The sequence below is a fragment of the Bartonella sp. AP9QHHD genome, assembly GCF_042195625.1.
In the GTDB taxonomy this organism is placed as follows: Bacteria; Pseudomonadota; Alphaproteobacteria; order Rhizobiales; family Rhizobiaceae; genus Bartonella.
This window is the reverse complement of record NZ_JBHIOP010000082.1, coordinates 60,805-81,413: the sequence shown is the minus strand read 5'-3', so window position 1 is coordinate 81,413 and position 20,609 is coordinate 60,805. Positions and strand designations below refer to the sequence as shown.

17 protein-coding genes are annotated in these 20,609 nt (G+C 38.7%); 13 read left to right on the top strand and 4 right to left on the bottom strand.

The features are described 5' to 3' along the window. Nucleotides 1-392: 392 nt before the first annotated feature. The 3 genes from ACFIK4_RS05955 to ACFIK4_RS05945 are packed head-to-tail and all read left to right on the top strand — an operon-like array spanning nucleotide 393 to nucleotide 3,577. The gene (locus ACFIK4_RS05955) at nucleotides 393-1,607 is read left to right on the top strand and encodes an aspartate aminotransferase family protein (RefSeq protein ID WP_375675526.1); all 1,215 of its coding nucleotides are present in this window, start codon (nucleotides 393-395) and stop codon (nucleotides 1,605-1,607) included. Further along, nucleotides 1,604-2,539, top strand: coding sequence for an ornithine carbamoyltransferase (argF, locus tag ACFIK4_RS05950; RefSeq protein WP_375675438.1), 936 nt, complete (start codon nucleotides 1,604-1,606; stop codon nucleotides 2,537-2,539). The genes ACFIK4_RS05955 and argF overlap by 4 nt, the downstream gene beginning before the upstream one ends. A 36-nt stretch (nucleotides 2,540-2,575) precedes the next feature. Continuing rightward, on the top strand, nucleotides 2,576-3,577 hold the full coding sequence (locus ACFIK4_RS05945; protein WP_375675436.1) for an Hsp33 family molecular chaperone: 1,002 nt from the start codon (nucleotides 2,576-2,578) through the stop codon (nucleotides 3,575-3,577). An 841-nt stretch (nucleotides 3,578-4,418) separates the two neighbouring features. Here ACFIK4_RS05945 and ACFIK4_RS05940 read toward each other — a convergent pair. The 4 genes from ACFIK4_RS05940 to ccmA all read right to left on the bottom strand — a co-directional run bounded on the left by ACFIK4_RS05940 (nucleotide 4,419) and on the right by ccmA (nucleotide 7,339). Then, the gene (locus tag ACFIK4_RS05940) at nucleotides 4,419-5,033 is read right to left on the bottom strand and encodes a DsbE family thiol:disulfide interchange protein (protein WP_375630725.1); all 615 of its coding nucleotides are present in this window, start codon (nucleotides 5,031-5,033) and stop codon (nucleotides 4,419-4,421) included. A gap of 191 nt (nucleotides 5,034-5,224) precedes the next feature. Continuing rightward, nucleotides 5,225-6,004 (bottom strand): heme ABC transporter permease, encoded by a 780-nt coding sequence (locus ACFIK4_RS05935; protein ID WP_375675434.1) that lies wholly within the window; start codon nucleotides 6,002-6,004, stop codon nucleotides 5,225-5,227. A 46-nt stretch (nucleotides 6,005-6,050) separates the two neighbouring features. Next, a complete protein-coding gene (gene ccmB / locus ACFIK4_RS05930; RefSeq protein ID WP_375611427.1) occupies nucleotides 6,051-6,716 on the bottom strand; it encodes a heme exporter protein CcmB in 666 nt (221 codons plus the stop codon). Nucleotides 6,717-6,727: 11 nt separating this feature from the next. Then, a complete protein-coding gene (gene ccmA / locus ACFIK4_RS05925; RefSeq protein WP_375611428.1) occupies nucleotides 6,728-7,339 on the bottom strand; it encodes a heme ABC exporter ATP-binding protein CcmA in 612 nt (203 codons plus the stop codon). A gap of 295 nt (nucleotides 7,340-7,634) precedes the next feature. On the opposite strand from ccmA, the gene acnA reads away from it, so the two are divergent. From acnA to cyoD, 10 genes are all read left to right on the top strand, one after another. After that, nucleotides 7,635-10,322, top strand: coding sequence for an aconitate hydratase AcnA (gene acnA, locus ACFIK4_RS05920; protein ID WP_375675431.1), 2,688 nt, complete (start codon nucleotides 7,635-7,637; stop codon nucleotides 10,320-10,322). A gap of 237 nt (nucleotides 10,323-10,559) precedes the next feature. Then, a complete protein-coding gene (gene rpsT / locus ACFIK4_RS05915; protein ID WP_273790272.1) occupies nucleotides 10,560-10,826 on the top strand; it encodes a 30S ribosomal protein S20 in 267 nt (88 codons plus the stop codon). A 702-nt stretch (nucleotides 10,827-11,528) separates the two neighbouring features. Beyond that, a complete protein-coding gene (gene dnaA / locus ACFIK4_RS05910) occupies nucleotides 11,529-13,100 on the top strand; it encodes a chromosomal replication initiator protein DnaA (protein ID WP_375611430.1) in 1,572 nt (523 codons plus the stop codon). Between the two features lie 186 nt (nucleotides 13,101-13,286). Then, complete coding sequence (gene dnaN, locus ACFIK4_RS05905) at nucleotides 13,287-14,408, top strand: DNA polymerase III subunit beta (RefSeq protein WP_375606188.1); 1,122 nt, start codon at nucleotides 13,287-13,289, stop codon at nucleotides 14,406-14,408. 21 nt (nucleotides 14,409-14,429) lie between these two features. Continuing rightward, complete coding sequence (recF, locus tag ACFIK4_RS05900; protein ID WP_375675524.1) at nucleotides 14,430-15,560, top strand: DNA replication/repair protein RecF; 1,131 nt, start codon at nucleotides 14,430-14,432, stop codon at nucleotides 15,558-15,560. A 53-nt stretch (nucleotides 15,561-15,613) separates the two neighbouring features. After that, the gene (gene aroQ, locus ACFIK4_RS05895; protein WP_375611431.1) at nucleotides 15,614-16,066 is read left to right on the top strand and encodes a type II 3-dehydroquinate dehydratase; all 453 of its coding nucleotides are present in this window, start codon (nucleotides 15,614-15,616) and stop codon (nucleotides 16,064-16,066) included. Between the two features lie 130 nt (nucleotides 16,067-16,196). Further along, complete coding sequence (gene cyoA, locus ACFIK4_RS05890; protein ID WP_375615577.1) at nucleotides 16,197-17,168, top strand: ubiquinol oxidase subunit II; 972 nt, start codon at nucleotides 16,197-16,199, stop codon at nucleotides 17,166-17,168. 84 nt (nucleotides 17,169-17,252) lie between these two features. Then, nucleotides 17,253-19,271 (top strand): cytochrome o ubiquinol oxidase subunit I, encoded by a 2,019-nt coding sequence (gene cyoB / locus ACFIK4_RS05885; protein WP_375675428.1) that lies wholly within the window; start codon nucleotides 17,253-17,255, stop codon nucleotides 19,269-19,271. After that, entirely contained in the window at nucleotides 19,268-19,936 is a 669-nt protein-coding gene (locus ACFIK4_RS05880) for a cytochrome (ubi)quinol oxidase subunit III (protein WP_375628427.1), read from the top strand. Before cyoB ends, ACFIK4_RS05880 begins: the two co-directional genes overlap by 4 nt. Further along, nucleotides 19,936-20,574 carry a cytochrome o ubiquinol oxidase subunit IV gene (cyoD, locus tag ACFIK4_RS05875; protein ID WP_375675426.1) on the top strand — a complete coding sequence of 213 codons (639 nt, stop codon included), beginning with the start codon at nucleotides 19,936-19,938 and terminating at the stop codon, nucleotides 20,572-20,574. Before ACFIK4_RS05880 ends, cyoD begins: the two co-directional genes overlap by 1 nt. The last annotated feature ends 35 nt before the right edge of the window (nucleotides 20,575-20,609 follow it).

The window sequence follows — 20,609 nt, the reverse complement described above, 5'->3', positions numbered from 1 at the left end:
CTTTACACTCTAAACGAGCATAAGAAAATCATCCAGCCTGTGGACTTACAAATCAAAACACATCATCTTGCTTATTATATTGTAAATTACAATATGCACTCACTCTATGACAAGAGTCTTTACCTCTTGAAGAGTTTATTTAGAATGTTTTCCCCAACTTGCAAATCAATCATAGGTTAAACTTTCACTTTTGTTTAAGGTTTTTTCCCAAAATGCTTATTTGTAGAACCTTCATTGACTTTTTTTCAATTGGTGTAATGATCTATTCTATAGGTGTAATCACTAATCGTAATGAAATGTTGAAAGCACCGTAACGAAATGTACCATGCTGTTTTATTTGTAGTGTTGCTTTGTATATATATTGAAAAGGTTAAAATATAAAGGGAATTATGATGGATGCTGTCTCTATACAACCACTTTATGAATGCTTCGCACGACGGAATTTGCATTTTGAACAGGGGCATGGTGTATGGCTTATTTCCGATAAAGGAGAACATTATCTTGATTTCACATCTGGCATTGCTGTTAATGCATTAGGGTATTCACATCCAAAATTGGTTGATACGCTCAAAATACAAGCTGAAAAACTTTGGCATGTTTCTAATATTTTTCAATCTCCTGAACAAGCATCTCTTGCCACGCGGCTTTGTGCAAATAGTTTTGCGGATAAGGTTTTTTTCTGCAATTCAGGTACTGAAGCATTGGAGTGCGCATTCAAAACGGCACGCCATTATTACTATGCTGCTGGTCATTCAGAACGCATTGAAATAATTACTTTTGAAGGGGCATTTCATGGACGTACACTTGCTGCACTTGCTGCGACTGGGCATGAAAAATATCTTGAAGGCTTTGGACCTAAAGCTGGTGGATTTATTCAAGTACCTTTTTGTGATGAAGTCGCTTTGCGTAACGCTATTAATAAAAATACCGCCGCTATTCTTATTGAACCTATTCAAGGAGAAGGAGGAATACGAACGGTCCCTCATGAATATTTAAGATTTTTGCGCAAAATATGCGATGATAATGGTCTGTTATTGATTTTAGATGAAGTCCAAACGGGTATAGGACGAACAGGAAAGCTTTTTGCTTATGAATGGAGTGATATCACGCCTGATATTCTTACCCTCGCAAAAGGATTAGGAGGGGGATTTCCATTAGGTGCTTGCCTTGCAACGGATAAAGTTGCAAAAAGCATGACACTTGGGACACATGGCTCAACCTTTGGAGGAAATCTTCTTGGAATGGCTGTAGGAAATAGTGTTCTTGATGTTTTGTTAGAGCCAAGTTTTCTTAACCATGTTCAGCGTATGGGGGATAAACTAAAAAGTGGACTTTTGCACATTCTCAATATCTATCCTGATATTATCCGCGCAGTTCCGGGGATGGGGCTAATGTTGGGTATTCAATGTGTTGTGTCTTCAAATCTTGTCGTTAATGCTTTAGAAAATGAACATCTCTTAAGTGTTGCTGCCAACAACAATGTTGTGCGCTTATTGCCTCCTCTTATCATTAGGGAAGAAGAAATAGATGAAAGTTTGCATCGTATTGAAAAAGCAATAGCTTATCTTTTGCAAGTAAACAAAGAAAGACAAATATCACACACATGACAAATGCTCTTCGTCATTTCACGGACTTATCCATTTTAACGCCAGCAATAGCACGTGCACTGATCGATTATGCAAAGATCCTTAAAGCATCTTTTAAAGCAGGAAAAGGTTCAAAACCTTTTATAGGTAAAACACTTGCGATGATTTTTGAAAAACCATCCACACGAACCCGTATTTCATTCGATATCAGTATGCGCCAGCTTGGCGGAGATACAATCATGCTCACGGGTTCAGAGATGCAACTTGGTCATAGTGAAACCATAGCTGATACGGCGCGCGTTTTATCCCGTTTTGTGGATATCGTGATATTGCGAACAACGAAACACCAACGTATGCTCGAATTGGCACAATATGCACAAATTCCTGTCATTAATGCCCTTACAGATGATACACATCCTTGCCAAATTCTAGCAGATATCTTAACCTATGAGGAGCATCGGGGGCCAATTGCTAGCAAAATATTTGCGTGGATGGGGGATGGTAATAATGTGCTTCATTCCTTAATTGAAGCTGCAGCTCTTTTTGATTTTCATTTGCGTATTGCTACTCCAAAGGGCAGTGAGCCACAGGAAAAATTTATCCATTGGGCACGTGAACGAGGAGCACATCTTACACTAACCCATAATCCCCAAAAAGCAGCTCAAGATGCTGATTGTATTATGACCGACACATGGGTCTCCATGGGACAAGAATTTCGTGCTCGCAGTCGTTCTACTTTTCAGCCTTATCAAGTCAATGAATCTCTCATGAAATTAGCAAAATCTGATGCTCTTTTTATGCATTGTCTTCCTGCTCATCGCGGTGAAGAAGTTGTTGATTCTGTGATTGATGGACCGCACTCCGTTGTTTTCGATGAGGCTGAAAATCGTCTTCATGTTCAAAAAGCAATTCTTTCTTGGTGTTTACAAGATGCGTTTTTCTCTCCACAATAGCCTCCCTACAACAAATTATATAAAAAAGGCAAAGCTATGAGTGAACAAGCTAAAGATGAAGCCTCTCCCAACAACAACTTCTTGCATGAAGATGATAGTGTTATTCCCTTTCAAGTTGAAGAACTTGATATCCGTGGACGTGCCGTACAACTTGGGGAAACTTTAAATTCTATTCTTAACAGACATCAATACCCTGAACCAGTTTCTTATCTTCTGGCAGAAGCTTTACTTTTAACGGTTCTGCTTGGAACTTCTCTAAAACTTACGGGAAAATTTATTCTACAAACCCATTCCGATGGACCGGTTAATATGTTGGTGTGCGATTTTTCGCCTCCTTCCAGTTTACGTGGATACGCTCGTTTTGATAAAGAACAGCTGAAACAAGCCATAGACAATGGTCAAACCTCTTCAGAAACGCTTTTAGGAAAAGGCACTTTAGCCTTCACAATTGATCAAGGTCCCCATATGCAACCCTATCAAGGGATAGTTGCATTAGATGGATCAAATTTACAAGAAGCTTCTCGTATTTATTTTGATCAGTCAGAACAAATTCCTACCGATATCCGTCTGGCTGTTGCTATATTAATTAATCGTGACCAACAAGGAAAACCGCAGAAAAGCTGGCGAGCTGGAGGTATTTTGATCCAACTTTTACCCCAAGAATCGTCTCATCATAAAATAGATGCCCCTCATCAAAAGCGAGAAGAAACGAAAACTCATACCCAATTGGATAACCAATGGCAGGAATCTAAAATACTCATGGAAACGATTGAAAGTTCAGAATTAACAGATCCCCAAGTCGGTAGTAAACAGCTCTTGTTCCGTCTTTTTCATGAACAAGGTGTTAGAGTTTTTAATCCTTTTTCTCTTGTCGATCAATGTTCTTGTTCACACGAAAAAATTAAAGGAATCCTAGAAGGCTTTTCTATTGATGAACGCAATAGAATGGTTAAAAATAAATATATTTCAGTCACATGTGAATTTTGCTCAAAAACATATTGTTTTACACCGCAAGAATTTTTAGAAGAAAAAACATAATCAAATATTTTTCATAAAAAATGATGATTGCAACAAAAGCCTATTTTATTTGCGTCATAAAAGTTTACGCATAAGCTCATATGAACTTCTAGAATATTTTTTGTCTTAGAGTTTTTTAATGTATACGAGTGATTTTTCTGTTGAGATCAGTAATTACGTTATAGAGTGCTTAAAAAAGAGTTCTCTGTAAAATATATTTTCTCCTCTCGAAAAAGCTTCTTTTATACTTTTTACATCTCAAAAGTTTATTTCTTACAATGAATTCTTTTATAATGTTCATTGATAGATTGATTATGTATTCATAACTTATCTTCTCTGTTAAATGAGATTTTTTGATTGTAGTCATATTTTCTTACTCGAATTTATCTTATTAAGAGTCAAAAAAGCTCATTAGTTATAATCATAAGAGAAATTATCGATAGAATAAGAATGTATAGACTCAATATGGACTTTATAGAGTCTATTACGAACAGATAGTGTAATGGGAATAAATATAACAATGACGCTGCGAAGGAACGGGTTTGTTATTTTATAAAAAAGATGAGAATAGTGGTGAAGTCCCCTCATAACAATGTGCATTTTAGATAAAAAGCGAAGACCTATATGACTTTGAAAATAATAGTTGGTTGCTGTCACTAATCTAACGATGGTTCTATAGCAATATTGTTTTTGTCCAAGTAATCAAAAATAAAGCTCCTACACAGATATTTCTTTACACATGTTTTTGAATCAACAATGGTAATACTCTTGTAAAATTTTTCTAAGAAGAATGCGGGTCCGTATAAATAAAATAGCATACATAGCATGATAAAACGTTATGTTTTTACAAACCTGCATTATTTTATTTTTCTTCTGTCATAATCGCTTGTTCAATTTTTGGTAGAATTTTTTTTTGATAAATTTGCCATGTTAAGGGACCAACATGTTTGGCAATAATGATGCTCTCTTTATTCAAGAGAAAGGTTTCTGGGGGGCCATATATTCCCCAATCAATGGCTGTATATCCTGAAACATCAAAGCCAATAAATTTAAAAGGATTACCAAAACTGTTTAAAAAACGCAGAGCGTTTGTTTTATTATCTTTATAATTAATACCAATCAGATCAAAACGTTTATCTTGTGCAATTTGCATAAGAATAGGATGTTCTTCGCGACAGGGCAGACACCAAGAGCCCCAAAAATTGACCAATGTGACACGTCCTTTAAACTGTTTTGAATTGAGATAACTTTCTTTATCAAGAAGAGGAAGATGAATATTGGGAGCAGGTTTTTCAGCCAATGCGTTTGGGAGAAGAGAAGAATCTTGAAGGTGTTTTTTATCCATAAAGTTGAAAAAAAGCACCATGAGAAGAAGAAAAAGAACAAATGGTCCAAAAAAAACAAGCAGAACAGGCAAAGATATATTTTTTTTAAGTTTGGAGGGATGTTTTTCATTATACTTTTCTTTTTGTGACAGCTCTTTTTTGTTTAGTTGTTGGAGAATTTTTTTTTGGTATAGAGCTTTGCAAAGAATATATCCAATAAGACATAAGAGGGATATTGCAGAAAGCACATAGCTTAAAACAACAATTTGCTCGTGTTTAAGGGTGCTAAGGAAAAAATCAATTTTCTGAGATAGATTTCCTAAAAGTCCGCTGTGGATGCCATTTAGATCGAGCATGATGAAGCGTCCTGTTGTTGTGCACGACGGGATTTTTTAATCTGAAGTATTCGGATATAATGACGATTGATTTCATTTCGCATAGCCATCAAATAAAGAGCAATAAACATAAAGATGAAACAAAAGAGCATTGTTATAAGGGGCCATAACATAGCATTGTCGATTGTTGATCCTCCAGCACGTAACAATGATGCTGGTTGATGCAATGTATTCCACCAATTAACGGAAAATTTAATAACAGGGATATTAACAAATCCAACAAGTGTAAGAATTGCAGTCGCACGAGCGGCTTTTACTTGGTTGTCAAAAGCACGCCCAAGCAGGATAATGGAGAGATAGATAAAAAGCAGAATTAAAACTGATGTTAACCGTGCATCCCAGACCCACCATGTTCCCCATGTAGGTCGCCCCCAAAGTGCTCCTGTCATGAGAGCCAAGGCGGTAAAAATTGCCCCAATAGGCGCTCCACATTTAAGTGCCACGTCAGCAAGATGATATTTCCAAATCAGATTTCCTAATGCCGCTGCACTCATCGTTACATAGCAGAATGTAGACAACCACGCAAAGGGTACATGAAGGTACATAATCTTAACAGTAATGCCTTGTTGATAGTCATCAGGGGAATGCATCACTAGAATAAGCCCTAAGATAAGGAAACACAATGTTATGCCGGCCAACCAAGGTAAGACGACTCTGCTTATTTTCATGAAAAGGGTGAAACTTGCAGGGAGTAACCTGATTTTATATGTACGAGATAGTTTATTCATAAAATTCATAATAGGCAGAGTTTTGCTATGCGGCAATCATCTTTTATTATTCTGATAAAAGTTTAAGCGTTATCGCAGCAACAAAAGAGCTAAAGAGACTCAAAAGAAGTGAAAAAGCGCTGAGAAGAGCTAGAGAAGTGAGAAAAGAGGTATTTGGGTTTATTGGGGCTGTAGCAGCGGAAACACCAAAAATCATAATTGGAATGATCCACGGCAAGATAATGATAAAAATAAGCAAAGTACTGTGCAACAATGAGGTTGCGAGTGCAGCGCCTATAGCACCAATAAAAATAATAGCTGGTGTTCCGCATAAAAGGGTAAGTATTGTTGTAAAAGTTATTACTACATCTAAATGGAGCATGAGGGCTAAAATAGGTGTGGCAAAAATAAGAGGAAGCATTGTTCCTACCCAATGGGCAAGACATTTTGTAAAGACAATTAGTGTAAAACTTTGTCTTTTTCCTGAAAGGATAAATTGGTCGAGATTACCATCATCGCGATCGATTTGGAAAAGTTTGTTCAGATTGAGGAGTCCTGCAAGAAGGGCTCCAAACCACAATATACCTGGTCCTATTTGTGCAAGAGTTTTGGGATCTGGTCCAATGGCAAAGGGGGTTATGACAACAACAGCGATAAAAAACAATAATCCTGTTAGTGAAGTGGCTTGTAGCGCTAATAATAGTTTAAGATCACGCCAGAACAGTGCTTTCATTTTATTCTCTCCTAGAGAGGTAAAAATTTTTCCAGAGCGATTTTATGGTTTTCTGGAATGCCTATGGAATTATGAGTTGCAGCGATAATCATACCTCCTTGATTGAGATGACGCTGGAAAATACGAGCAAGGAGTTTTTGAGCATGGTTATCAAGCCCAGATATTGGTTCATCTAAAATCCAAAGAGGACGATAGGAGAGCAAAAGGCGCGCAATAGCTACGCGTCTTTGTTGTCCAGTTGACAGGGCGTTAAAGGGTAAATGTTCAAGGTTAGAAAGACCAATATCGGCAAGAGCTTCATGCGCAAAACGTAAATGTTGACCGTAAAAATCTGCCCAAAATTGCAAATTATCAATGACAGATAAGAGAGGTTTCATAGCATTTTGAGGACCAAGATAATGACAAGCAGTTGCAACAGGGTATATTTGATCATGGTCTTTAAGTATTATATGACCTTCAGCAGCCTCAAGAAGACCGACAATGATTCGGAGTAATGTAGACTTTCCGATACCATTAGGACCGGTGATTGTCATAAGTTGCTGTGAAAATAAACAAAAAGAAAGACCTTGAAACAGAATTTCCTCGTTTCTGTAAGCGGCTAAATCTTTGCCTGATAACACCATGTGATTGCCTATTTTGTTTTTATTTTCATATTCTTTATTGCATTATAGAATAAAAAACACATTTTTTATGCAATTGTACCTAGAATAGTTCTAGAAATAGTTCTATAAGGGATACCTTACATCAATATCTGGTGTAAAATGGTTTCTGGCGCTGATTTCCGCATTATGCCTAGAGGGTGGAGGGGGAAATGGATGGCGGAGGTAATTGCGTCTGCGCTCAAGCTGCGACCTTGACTCGTAGTTTGTGTTGTTCATTCCTGGAAATTGGGTGGTTATAGTATGAGGGTGGACAGTCATGACTCAAATTGATAGCTTTAATTGTCGTAGAGTATTAAATGTTGGTGGCAAAGAATATACTTATTATAGCTTGATTGAAGCGGAGAAGAACGGACTTGAAGGTGTTTCTCGTTTACCGTTTTCGATGAAAGTTATTCTCGAAAATTTATTGCGATTCGAAGATGGTCGCACAGTTAAAAAAGAGGATATCTTCAATGTTGCTAAGTGGTTAAACGACAAAGGGAGCACTGGGGCAGAAATTGCTTACCGTCCTGCACGTGTTCTTATGCAGGATTTTACAGGTGTTCCAGCAGTTGTTGATCTTTCTGCAATGCGTGATGCTATGGTTAAACTTGGCGGTAACGCTGAAAAAATTAATCCTCTCATTCCCGTTGATCTCATCATTGATCACTCAGTTATTGTTGATGCTTTTGGCAATTCCATGGCTTTTAAGGAAAACGTTGAGCATGAATATGAACGCAATGGTGAACGCTATCGTTTCCTTAAATGGGGGCAACAAGCCTTTCAAAATTTTCGCGTTGTTCCTCCAGGAACAGGGATTTGTCATCAGGTTAACTTAGAATATTTAGCACAATGTGTATGGATGAAGAATGAAGAGGGCTGTGAGACGATTTATCCTGACACCTGTGTGGGAACTGATTCGCATACGACTATGGTAAATGGTTTAGGGGTTTTAGGTTGGGGTGTTGGTGGTATTGAAGCAGAAGCAGCAATGTTAGGCCAACCTGTTTCTATGTTGTTACCTGAAGTGATTGGTTTTCGTCTAACAGGTAAACTTAAGGAAGGTGTAACAGCCACCGATCTCGTATTAACGGTGACCCAAATGCTACGTCGGAAGGGTGTTGTCGGTAAATTTGTTGAGTTTTTTGGTCCTGGTTTGGAGCATATGACGCTTGCTGATCGGGCAACGATTGGAAATATGGCACCTGAATATGGAGCAACGTGTGGTTTTTTCCCAATTGATAAGGAGACAGTGCGTTATCTCAATATGACAGGGCGTGATGAAAGTCGGATTGCCTTAGTGGAGGCTTACACCAAAGCACAAGGGATGTGGCATGATGAAATGGTGGCTCATCCCATTTTTAGTGATACAATTGAATTAGATATGGGAACCGTTGTCCCTTCTATGGCTGGTCCTAAACGTCCTGAAGGACGTATTGCATTGGAAAATGTTGGGCAGGGTTTTGAGAAGGCATTGGTCGAAGACTATAAGAAGACTTCTGGACAAGATAAGCGTTATCAGGTTGAGGGTGAAGAATATACGCTTGGTCACGGTGATGTGGTGATCGCTGCGATTACGTCGTGTACGAATACATCGAATCCAAGTGTTCTTATTGCAGCGGGGCTTTTGGCACGAAATGCTGTGGCAAAGGGTCTTAAGAGTAAACCATGGGTAAAAACTTCTCTTGCACCTGGTTCACAAGTCGTTGAAGCTTACCTTCAAAATTCGGGTCTGCAAAAAGATTTAGATGCATTAGGATTTAACTTAGTAGGATTTGGGTGCACAACATGTATTGGGAATTCTGGTCCTTTGCATCCAGCTATTTCCAAAACGATTAATGACAATGGTATAATTGCATCTGCGGTTCTTTCAGGAAATCGTAATTTTGAAGGGCGTGTTTCCCCTGATGTGCAAGCGAATTATTTAGCTTCACCACCGTTAGTTGTTGCACATGCGCTCATCGGGACGGTGTGTAAAGATTTAACCAAGGAGCCTCTAGGTGAAGATTCAAATGGCCACCCCATTTATTTGAGAGATATTTGGCCAACTTCTCAAGAAATACAGGAGTTTATCGAAAAAAATGTCACGCGGAAGGTTTTTGCCGAAAAGTATGCAGATGTTTTTAAGGGAGATGAAAATTGGCAAAAAGTTCAGATTCCTACGGGTTCTACCTATTCTTGGGATGAGCAATCCACCTATGTACGCAATCCACCTTATTTCGATGATATGCAGAAAACACCTGATATCTTACCAGATATTAAAGATGCACGGATTTTAGGTTTATTTGGTGATAAAATCACGACGGATCATATTTCTCCTGCTGGTTCTATTAAAGCAGCTTCTCCTGCCGGAAAATATTTAATGGATCATGGTGTTAAAGTGGCTGATTTTAATCAGTATGGAACGCGTCGTGGGAATCATGAAGTTATGGTGCGTGGGACCTTTGCCAATATTCGCATTCGTAATTTCATGTTAGGGGAAAATGGTCGAGAAGGAGGTTATACGGTTCATTATCCGTCAGCGGTAGAACAAACCATTTACGATGCAGCAATGGCGTATAAACAAGAAGGTATTCCACTCGTTGTTTTTGCAGGTATTGAATATGGTAATGGATCATCTCGCGATTGGGCTGCCAAGGGGACCAATCTTCTTGGTGTCAAAGCAGTGATTGTGCAGTCTTTTGAAAGGATTCATCGCTCTAATCTTGTTGGTATGGGCATTGTCCCTTTTGTTTTTGAGGAGGGGCTAAGTTGGAAATCTTTAGGCTTAAAGGGAGATGAAAAGGTGACAATTGAAGGGATTCATAACTTGAAACCTCGTCAAAAGACTGTAGCGAAAATTACTTTTTCTGATGGTACGGTAAAAACCGTTCCATTATTATGCCGTGTTGATACTGAAGATGAGCTAGATTATTTGCATCATGGTGGAATTTTGCAATATGTCTTGCGTAAGTTAGCCGTTTAAATTCTTTTGTTTGTTAAGGAATATCTATTATTAAGCTATAAAGTTGCGGATCAAAGAGTTTGGCTTCGTTTTTTTATGGCTATCTTTGAAAATCTAATTGACGTTAGCTTTAGGATTGCGCTATAATCCACACGGTTATAGGCAGCTTTATAGTTTTGCTTGGGTTGGATTTATTTATATTGGTAGAGTTGTTATTGAGACTCATTTTACCAAGGTGTTGAAAGAGAGATTATATTTATGGCGAATACACCTTCTGCTCGAAAAGCGGTGCGCAAGGTTGCGGCGCGCACACAGGTTAATAAGGCCCGCCGTTCACGCGTTCGTACTTTTATACGTAAGTTTGATGATGCTTTAGCGGGTGGCGATAAGGCATCTGCAGAGATTGCATTTAAGAATTTTGAGCCTGAAATTATGCGTGCAGTTTCTAAAGGGGTTTTTCATAAAAATGCTGCTGCGAGGAAAGTATCGCGTTTAGCTAAACGTTTGAAGGCTCTCAGCGTTTAAGCTTTTTCTCCTTTAATTGAGAACAAAGCCAGTATCCATAAGGATGCTGGCTTTTTGTTTATTATTTCAAAAAGTTTCTATTGAAAATAAGAATCGATAATGATTCTCCACTTGAAAAAGGAGAGAAAGTTTATAGGGGGAGGTATGGTTATCCACAAGCTTTGTGGATTTGTACAGAGTCTTTTTTGTCAAGCATTTTATTTTTTTTTTTAAATCTGAAGAGATTCTTTAATTATTGGTAAATTTAGAGAAAAAAAATGAATTGAATCAATATTTTTTTCAGTCCTCATTAATATAAGCATTTTTTTCGGGTTTTTTGATTTTATTTTGACCTCTTGCATTTTACCTCTGCTGTTTTGTATGGTTCTTATGAAGACTAAGAAGCATGAAGGGGTCACATCAGCGCATTATTCTGTATTTTGTTGAATACAAGATGTTTTGATTTAGGCTTTTCGAAACTTTTGTGTTGGAGAGGTTTTCTGACGGTTTTTTAGTTTTCTTAATGGATATGTTTACCATTTTAGAAGGGTGGGTCATATCATGAGTGCAAGTAAATCTTATTGGTCATCTTTGTTAGTAGGGTTGTGATGAGGCTATCCTAGGGGAGGGTGAGTAATCTTATTTGGGGTAGGGCGTTTTGCCTTCGCTAGATTTATTTTAGTTGTTTGGCAGGACAAAATTTTATTTTTATCAGGATGGAAGATGGTGGATAAATTGAACTCTAAAGCTAGTTCCTTTAAAAGGGTTTCGGTAAATATCCTGTCGGCAGAGAACATAATAAAGAATAGGATGACGGAAAGTGATGAGAACGTTTGTAGAAATGCTTCTATAGGGCATTCTATTGTTTCAGAGGAGGAAAGTGCGGCGGCTTTTATACGTGTTATGGCGCAATTAAAGGTGCAGGTTGGTGTTGAGGCTTATACCAGTTGGTTTGGACGTGTGAAGCTTGCTGAATATAGTCATACTCTTGTAAAGCTTTCTGTTCCTACTGCTTTTTTGCGTTCATGGATTAATAATCACTATGGTTCTCTTTTGACTCATTTATGGAAACAAGAGAATTCAGCAATTCTTCGTGTTGAAGTTATTGTTCGTGGTATGGAACGCGTTTCAAGAGATGTCGTTTGTAAAAGAAGTGTTCCTCCTGTTGTGCTAGAGGAGCAGGCGACTTCATCTTTTGTTGAAAGTTGCGCAGAGCATTCAGTTAAGAATTCTCAAACGGGAGTTTTTGGATCTCCACTTGATTCTCGCTATACTTTTGAAAGTTTTGTTGAGGGGGCTTCTAATCGTGTTGCTTTAGCAGCTGCGCGTTCCATTGCAGAGGGGCATAAAAGTGCCTTACGTTTTAATCCTCTTTTTATTCACGCATCTGTTGGCTTAGGAAAAACACATTTGCTTCAAGCGATTGCTGCTTCTGCATTGAAGCGTTTAACGTCTGCGCGCGTTATTTATTTAACTGCTGAATATTTTATGTGGCGTTTTGCAACAGCTATTCGTGATAATGATGCTCTTTCTTTTAAAGAACAGCTTCGTGATATCGACCTTTTGATTATTGATGATATGCAGTTTTTGCAGGGTAAGTCGATACAACACGAGTTTTGCCATTTGCTTAATATGTTGCTTGATAGTGCAAAACAGGTTGTTGTCGCTGCAGATCGTCCACCAGCAGAATTAGAATCGCTTGATCTTCGCGTTCGCTCTCGTCTTCAGGGAGGGGTAGCTCTTGAAATTGAAGCACCAGATTATGAAATGCGTTTGCAAATGTTGCGCCAGCGGTTGAAGGTGGCACAACAAGATGATGGCATGGTATCAATTTCTGATGATATCTTGGAATATATTGCGAAAACGGTTTTAGGGTCGGGGCGTGATATTGAAGGTGCGTTTAATCAGCTCTTGTTTCGTCAATCTTTTGAGTCTGATTTATCTTTAGAGCGGATTGATGAGTTATTAGGTCATTTGACACGTCCTGGTGAACCTAAGCGTATTCGGATTGAAGAAATTCAGCGTACGGTAGCACGCCATTATAATGTTTCTAAACAGGACTTGTTATCTAATCGTCGAACACGTACGGTTGTGAAGCCACGGCAAGTTGCAATGTATTTAGCAAAAGTATTAACTCCTCGCTCATTACCAGAAATTGGGCGCCGTTTTGGTGGGCGTGATCATACAACAGTTTTACACGCTGTGCGTAAAATTGAAGATTTGGTTTGTGGTGATCAGACCTTGGCTAAGGAACTTGAGTTGCTTAAGCGGTTGATTGGAGAACAGGCTGTATAGTGTTTATCGTTTCTTTCTTTGGAGAGACTTTAAAGAATTTAATGAAAAGATTTATTTTTTCTTATGCAGGAGTGACTTGCCATTTTAAGAGAGGTTTAATAAACTCTAGCAGGCGATTCTTAAAGAGGGTCTATTCTTTAAGTCTAAAGAATTCTTATAGTTTTTAGTAAATCATACGGGGCTTTTATGCGGATTACAGTTGATCGCAGTCAATTTCTCAAGTCTCTTGGTCGGGTTCACCGTGTGGTAGAGCGCCGTAATACTGTTCCTATTTTATCGAATGTGTTGATTGATGCAGAAAATGGCCGTGTACAGTTAAAAGCAACAGACCTTGATTTAGAGGTTATGGAATCTTTTGCAGTTAATGTTAAACAAGCTGGAGCAACAACTGTTCCGGCACATTTGCTCTATGATATCATTCGAAAACTTCCTGATAGCAATGAAGTTGTATTATCCCTCGATGAGAATCAAGCAGGTACAATGTCCGTTGTTTCGGGTTGTGCACATTTTCAGCTTCAATGTCTTCCGAAGGCAGACTTTCCAGAGTCGCTTCCTGGGCAATTTGGTTATCGTTTTTCTTTATCGGCATCAGGCTTAAAACATTTACTTGATTGTACACAATTTGCCATTTCTACTGAAGAAACCCGTTATTATCTTAATGGTATTTATTTCCATATTATTAATGATGGTGTTTTGAAATTGCGTTTGGTTGCAACTGATGGTCATCGTTTGGCACAAGTTGAGATGGAAGCTCCTTCGGGAGTTGAGGGAATGCCTGGTGTTATTGTTCCCCGTAAAGCTGTAGGAGAATTGCAAAAACTTCTTTCAGAAGAAAATGATAGCGATGTATGTATAGAGCTTTCGGAGACAAAAATTCGTTTTTCTATAGGCTCTGTGATTTTTACATCAAAATTAATTGATGGAACATTTCCAGATTATCAACGTGTTATCCCTCTTGGAAATGATAAAGAATTAATTGTTAATAGGCAGGACTTTTCTTCTGCAGTTGATCGTGTTTCAACGATTTCAAGTGATCGGGGGCGTGCAGTTAAATTAACGATTGAGCATGGACAGTTAAGGCTTGTTGTTAATAGCCCAGATTCGGGCAGTGCAGAAGATCAATTATCAGTAACTTATGCATCTGAACCGCTTGAGATAGGATTTAATTCACGTTATCTTTTGGATATTGCTGGGCAGCTTTCAAGTGATGAGATGGTTTTTATGTTGGCTGAGGCTGGAGCACCAGCTCTGATTCGTGATAATGATGATGCGGATGTGCTCTATGTACTGATGCCTATTCGCGTTTAGGGGGCCGTTGTTTTGCAATGCATGGCCAGTCATGTGCACAAAGTGGCAGTGAGGCAGCTGAAGCTTTTACGTTATCGCAATTATTCTTTTTTCAATATTCATTTTTCTGGTCAGCATGTGGTTTTTACTGGCCATAATGGTGCTGGTAAGACGAATCTTTTAGAGGCGTTATCTTTTCTTTCTCCTGGTCGTGGTTTGCGGCGTGCTGTTTATTCTGACGTTAGTTTTGTAGATGGTGGTGGAGGATTTGTTGTATTTGCGCGTCTTGAATGCGCTCTTTATGGTGAAGTAAAGATTGGTACAGCTTTTGAGGTTAGCGATAACAGTCGAAAGGTCCATATTAATGGTGTGAATGAGTCGAGTGATTGCCTAACAGATTATTGTCATATTAGTGTCCTAACACCGTCTATGGATGGTCTTTTTACAGGTCCTTCACTTGAGCGCCGTAGTTTTTTGGACCGTATGGTTTTGGCGATTGATCCCTTGCATAGGCGCCGCATAGCCGATTATGATAGAGCTATGCGCGCACGTAATCGTTTGTTTTTAGATGGAAATGAAGATTGTGCTTGGTTTGATGCTTTAGAAAAGCAAATGGCAGAATTGGCGACAGCTATTTCTGCGGCGCGTGTTGATGTTATTCGTCTTTTAAATGACATGTTTACACAAATGCCCTCACAGATACCTTTTCCACGAGCTTTTTTGCAAATTGATGGTTTTTTAGAAACAGCTCTTAGTGAAATATCAGCAACTGAAGTTGAAGAACAATTTTGTGATCGATTGCGGCATAATCGCGCAATGGATCGTGCTGCTGGTCGGACGTTAGAAGGACCACATCGTGCAGATTTGCAGGTTTTTTATGCTGATAAAAATAGAGCAGCAACATCTTGTTCAACAGGTGAACAAAAAGCGCTGCTAACAGGTTTAGTTTTGTGTCATGCACGTCTAACAGGTATGATGTCGGAAAGATCTCCCATTCTTCTTCTTGATGAAATGGCTGCCCATCTTGATTCGCATCGACGTGCTGCTCTATTTGATATTCTTGATGATTTAGCTGTACAAACATTTATGACAGGAACAGATCGTCTTTTATTTGATGACTTAAAAGGACGCGCAGAATTCTTTGAGATTAAGGATGGAGCTTTATTGCCGTAAAACATGCTAAATATTTTTTTAATAAGTGATAGGTCTGAAAGAAAAGGCTTGCTATGTCAGAGATAATAACGATTTTAAATGGTCCTAATTTAAATTTTCTAGGTCAACGTGAGCCAGAAATTTATGGAACTGAAACTCTAGAAGATATTGAAAAAAGATGCAGAGAATGGGCAAAAAAAAATGATATTATAATAAATTTTTATCAAAGTAACTATGAAGGGCAATTAGTGGCATGGATACAAGAAGCAATAGAGGCAAGTTCTGGATTGATCATTAACCCAGCGGCTTACAGTCATACATCTGTTGCACTTCTTGATGCCCTAAAAATGTTTTCAGGGCCGAAAGTAGAAGTTCATTTATCTCATATTTATCAGCGTGAAGCTTTTCGTCACCATTCTTATACATCTGCAGGTGTAGACGCTATCATAACTGGGTGTGGAGGTGATGGATATCGGTTTGCACTTGAGTATATTGCAAAACAATTAAGCAAAACAATTAAATTGTGATAGGTAAAGAGTAAGCGTTTAATAAGAGTAATATAGGCATTTAATTCTCTTGATAATTATTTTCAAATCTGTACAATATGAGGTATATATTTATGACAGTTTTTAGTGCGTATGACGGGGGTAAATGAAGATGAAAAGCTTTGTTAGACAATTAGAGATGCTTGTGATTTTAGGGGGAGCACTGCTTTTGTCTGGTTGTAAAATTGATGTTATACAGCCATCAGGTTATGTTGCACGTCAACAGCTCATTTTGATTGTTGTTTGTGTGGCTGTTATGCTTTGCGTTGTCATTCCAGTAATGGTGAGTGTGGTATTTTTAGCTATAAAATATCGTGCATCGAATGTGAAAGCGGACTATTCTCCTGATTGGGCGCATTCAAATAAAATTGAAGCGTTGATGTGGAGTATTCCAGTTGTAATCATAATGGTTTTAGGTTCATTAACAACTTATTATACCTATAAGCTTGAGCCTACAAATCCCCTTCCAGTAGAGGTGGTGGGTGAAGGAAAGCCATTGCAGATTGATGCTGTAGCTCTTGATTGGAAATGGCTTTTTATTTATCCTGAATATGGTGTTGCATCGATTAATGAAATTTACGCGCCTGAAGGACGTCAAGTTTTATTGCAATTGACGTCAGAGAATTCTGTCAATGCCTTTTGGGTTCCCAAATTGGGTACGGTTCTTTATGCTATGCCGCAGATGAATGCTAAGTTGCATTTGGTTGCTGAAGAACAAGGGGTATTCAAAGGGACCTCAGCAAATTACAGTGGTGATGGTTTTTCGGGTATGCGGTTTAAGTGGCATTCTGTGTCTTCGCAGGATTTTGAGGATTGGATTGTAAAAGCTCGGGCTAATGGTCGAGTACTTGATCGTACATCTTATCGTCAACTTTCTATTGCGCCTCGTATGGGTGATATTGCTGCGAAGGAAAAAGATGCTGAGGTTCGTTATTTTGCACCTGTTGAGAAGCGGCTTTACTATCGTGTTGTTAATCGATGTGTCGATGAAAATACGGTGTGTAATGAAGATTTAATGAAACGTGCTGCTGCTCAGACGCTATGGGGTGCACTGTGTTCAGTATTTGATCCTGATGTTATTTAAAGGGTCAATAGAGAAAGAGCCCTTTTAATATTTTTAATATAAGGTTTCTTTTAAACTTAAATTTCATTTGAAATGGGTTGAGAAATGTTTGGAAGACTTACAGATCCTACGGCAGGTGCTTTTCATGCGCTTGCACATGAACCAATCGTTTTGTATACATGTATTGCGATTGTTTTGGTTGGTTTAATTGCTGTCGTTGCTCTGACAGCGCTTGGGTGGTGGGGAATTTTATGGCGAAATTGGATTACAACTGTTGACCATAAACGCATAGGTATTATGTACATCGTTCTTGGAATTATTATGCTTGTTCGCGGTTTTGCGGACGCACTTATGATGCGAACGCATCAAGCTTTAGCTCTTGGGAGTGAAACAGCAGGTTATTTGCCCCCTGAGCATTTTGATCAAATTTTTTCGGCGCATGGTACGATCATGATTTTTTTCATGGCCACGCCTATTTTATTTGGTCTTTTTAATTATCTTATACCACTTCAAATTGGTGCGCGTGATGTTGCTTTTCCCTTTGCAAATAATCTAGGTTTTTGGATTACGGCTGCAGGGGCGATATTGATTAACATATCCCTAGGTGTTGGGAATTTTGGTCGTGGTGGTTGGTTGATGTATCCACCTTTTACAGAATTGCAAACGAGTCCAGATACAGGGGTAGATTATTATTTATGGTCACTTCAGCTTTCTGGTATTGCAACAACAATGGGATCAGTGAATTTTATTGCAACGATGATTAAAATGCGTGCTCCTGGAATGACAATGATGAGAATGCCTATTTTTTGTTGGAGTGCTTTTGTCAGCAATGTTCTTATTGTAGTCATTTATCCTGTTTTGGCTGTAGCATTTGCACTCTTGGCATGTGATCGTTATTTGAACATGAATTTCTTTACCAATGTTGGTGGCGGAAATCCGATGGTATGGATTAACTATGTTTGGGTTTTTGGTCATCCTGAGGTTTATGTTTTGGTTGTTCCTGCTTTTGGAATTGTTTCTGAAGTTGTATCAACTTTTTCTTCAAAACGCCTCTTTGGTTATACTTCAATGATATGGGCCATGTTGGTTATTTTGATTCTTTCGCTTCTTGTTTGGGGCCATCATTTCTTCACAATGGGTGGGGGTGAAGCTGTAAATACCTTCTTTAGTATTGCTACGATGATTATTGCAGTTCCAACCGGTGTAAAAGTTTTTAATTGGCTGCTTACGATGTATAGAGGTCGGATTCGCTTTGAGCCTCCTATGCTTTGGTGCATGGGTATGATCTTTACATTTGTTGGTGGTGGATTAACAGGTGTTTTATTATCTATTGTTCCTGCTGATTGGCAGTTTCATAATTCGCTCTTTTTGATAGCACATTTCCATCATACAATTATTGGAGGTGTGGTTTTTGCGTACTTAGCGGGGATTGCATTTTGGTTTCCAAAAGTTTTTGGTTATAAACCAAATCGCATACTAGGTATTACATCTTTTTGGTGTTGGTTTATTGGTTTTTACCTTGCCTTTTTCCCCGTTTATGCGCTTGGTTTAATGGGGGCGACGCGTCGTCTTCAGCATTACATGGAACCTAGTTGGCAGCCGATGTTTATTATTGCTGCATTGGGTGCTTGTATTATCTTACTTGGTATCCTTTGTTTTGTGCTACAGGTTGTTTTGGCGATTTGGTACGGTATTAAGCATAAAGGGCACTTACCGGTAACATTAAATGATTCTTGGGGTGATGCACGTACACTTGAATGGTTTACCTCTTCACCGCCTCCTTCTTATAATTTTGCCCTCCTTCCAAAGATACAGTCTGATGATGCTTATTGGAATATGAAGAAAAGTGGTTATCAACGGCCGACAAGTGGATTTACAAAAATTCATATGCCATCGAATACATCGGCTGGAATTATTGCTGGCTTCTTCTCATTAGTTGTTGGTTTTGCGCTTGTTTGGCATATTTGGTGGCTTGTTGCGGTTGGACTGGTTGGTTTTATTGCAACGCTTGTGTGTCATTCATTAACAGGTGATCATCATGGTTACTATATTCCAGCTGAAGAAGTGCAAAAAACTGAAGATGCCTTTACGGCTGTTCTTAAAGAACAAGGAGTGACAGTATGAGTGCTGTAACAATGAATAACGCGAGTACTATAGATGAACTTCACCACGATAGTAGCTCGGTAATGACGTTTGGTTTTTGGGTCTATATTCTTTCAGACTTAATCCTGTTTTCGACACTGTTTTCAAGTTTTGCTGTATTTTCTGCTTCTTATGGTGGTGGTAAAGCGGGCAGTGAGTTTATAGATTTAAAGTTTGTTTTGGTTGAGACTGCTTTCTTGTTGTTTTCGTCCGTCACTTATGGCTTTGCAATGGTACAAGCACATAAAAATAACATCAGTGGTGTGCGTTTATGGATGGCTATTACCTTTGGATTGGGGTGTTGCTTCATTGGTATGGAACTTTACGAATTTCATGAACTTTTGAGTGAGGTTTTTTATTTTGATCCAAATGCTTATGCGGGTATTGATCCTGCAACAGGTTTACAGCTTTTTGGACGGGAAATTCTCTCTGCTTATTGGTCAGCATTTTTTGCTTTGGTTGGCACCCATGGACTTCACGTAAGTGTTGGCCTTCTTTGGATGGTTGTGATGTTTTTTCATCTTCGTCGTAATGGCTTGGATCAGAACAATAAAACACGTTTAGCATGTCTTTCCATTTTTTGGCATTTACTTGATATTGTATGGATTGGTGTTTTCACCATGGTTTATCTATTAGGAGCGTTGTGATGAGCGTGCAAAATGAAACACATGGTCCCAGTACTGGTTCCTATTTGGTTGGTTTTATTCTGGCTGTATTTTTCACTTTGGGTTCTTTTATTCCTGTGATGTATGGAATGATGGAAAGTTGGGCAGTTAGTACAAAGGTTGCGTATCTTATTGGGATGGCGATTATTCAGATTATAGTACAAATTGTTTTCTTTTTGCACTTGAATTCTGGTCCAGACGCCAAGTGGAATTTAAGCGCGTTGTGGTTTGCTGCTATTTGCGTTTTTGTTATTATTGGGGGAACTTGGTGGGCTATTTCTCATTTGAATTATAATATGATGGGTGGTTCAGGACGTGTTATTGAACCGGAAATATCAAGTAGAGATGATTCTTCAGTGTCTGAGCAGTTATCAAACAAAGATATATCCGTAAGAAAACAGCCAGAAAAGATACAGGGCTCAGAGGTTTCGATGGAGCAAGGTGCAAGTACGCAAACTCCTGTAGATCAAGCACTTGGTTCAGAAATGCCTATGGGGCAGGGTCTAAGTACGCAAACTCCTGTAGATCAAGCACCTGGTTCAGAAATGCCCATGGGGCAGGGTCTTAGTACGCAAACTCCTGGAGATCAAGCACCTGGATCAGAAATGCCTATGGGGTAGGGTCTAAGTACGCAAATTCCTGTAGATCAAGCACG

Excerpts from the sequence above, each read along its gene's own strand:
- cyoA (WP_375615577.1), top strand. The coding sequence starts at position 16,197 with ATGAAAAGCTTTGTTAGACAATTAGAGATGCTTGTGATTTTAGGGGGA.
- cyoB (WP_375675428.1), top strand. The coding sequence starts at position 17,253 with ATGTTTGGAAGACTTACAGATCCTACGGCAGGTGCTTTTCATGCGCTT.
- dnaA (WP_375611430.1), top strand. The coding sequence starts at position 11,529 with ATGGTGGATAAATTGAACTCTAAAGCTAGTTCCTTTAAAAGGGTTTCG.
- dnaN (WP_375606188.1), top strand. The coding sequence starts at position 13,287 with ATGCGGATTACAGTTGATCGCAGTCAATTTCTCAAGTCTCTTGGTCGG.
- cyoD (WP_375675426.1), top strand. The coding sequence starts at position 19,936 with ATGAGCGTGCAAAATGAAACACATGGTCCCAGTACTGGTTCCTATTTG.
- recF (WP_375675524.1), top strand. The coding sequence starts at position 14,430 with ATGGCCAGTCATGTGCACAAAGTGGCAGTGAGGCAGCTGAAGCTTTTA.
- ACFIK4_RS05880 (WP_375628427.1), top strand. The coding sequence starts at position 19,268 with ATGAGTGCTGTAACAATGAATAACGCGAGTACTATAGATGAACTTCAC.
- aroQ (WP_375611431.1), top strand. The coding sequence starts at position 15,614 with ATGTCAGAGATAATAACGATTTTAAATGGTCCTAATTTAAATTTTCTA.
- rpsT (WP_273790272.1), top strand. The coding sequence starts at position 10,560 with ATGGCGAATACACCTTCTGCTCGAAAAGCGGTGCGCAAGGTTGCGGCG.
- ACFIK4_RS05945 (WP_375675436.1), top strand. The coding sequence starts at position 2,576 with ATGAGTGAACAAGCTAAAGATGAAGCCTCTCCCAACAACAACTTCTTG.
- acnA (WP_375675431.1), top strand. The coding sequence starts at position 7,635 with ATGACTCAAATTGATAGCTTTAATTGTCGTAGAGTATTAAATGTTGGT.
- ccmA (WP_375611428.1), bottom strand. The coding sequence starts at position 7,339 with ATGGTGTTATCAGGCAAAGATTTAGCCGCTTACAGAAACGAGGAAATT.
- ACFIK4_RS05955 (WP_375675526.1), top strand. The coding sequence starts at position 393 with ATGGATGCTGTCTCTATACAACCACTTTATGAATGCTTCGCACGACGG.
- argF (WP_375675438.1), top strand. The coding sequence starts at position 1,604 with ATGACAAATGCTCTTCGTCATTTCACGGACTTATCCATTTTAACGCCA.
- ccmB (WP_375611427.1), bottom strand. The coding sequence starts at position 6,716 with ATGAAAGCACTGTTCTGGCGTGATCTTAAACTATTATTAGCGCTACAA.
- ACFIK4_RS05935 (WP_375675434.1), bottom strand. The coding sequence starts at position 6,004 with ATGAATAAACTATCTCGTACATATAAAATCAGGTTACTCCCTGCAAGT.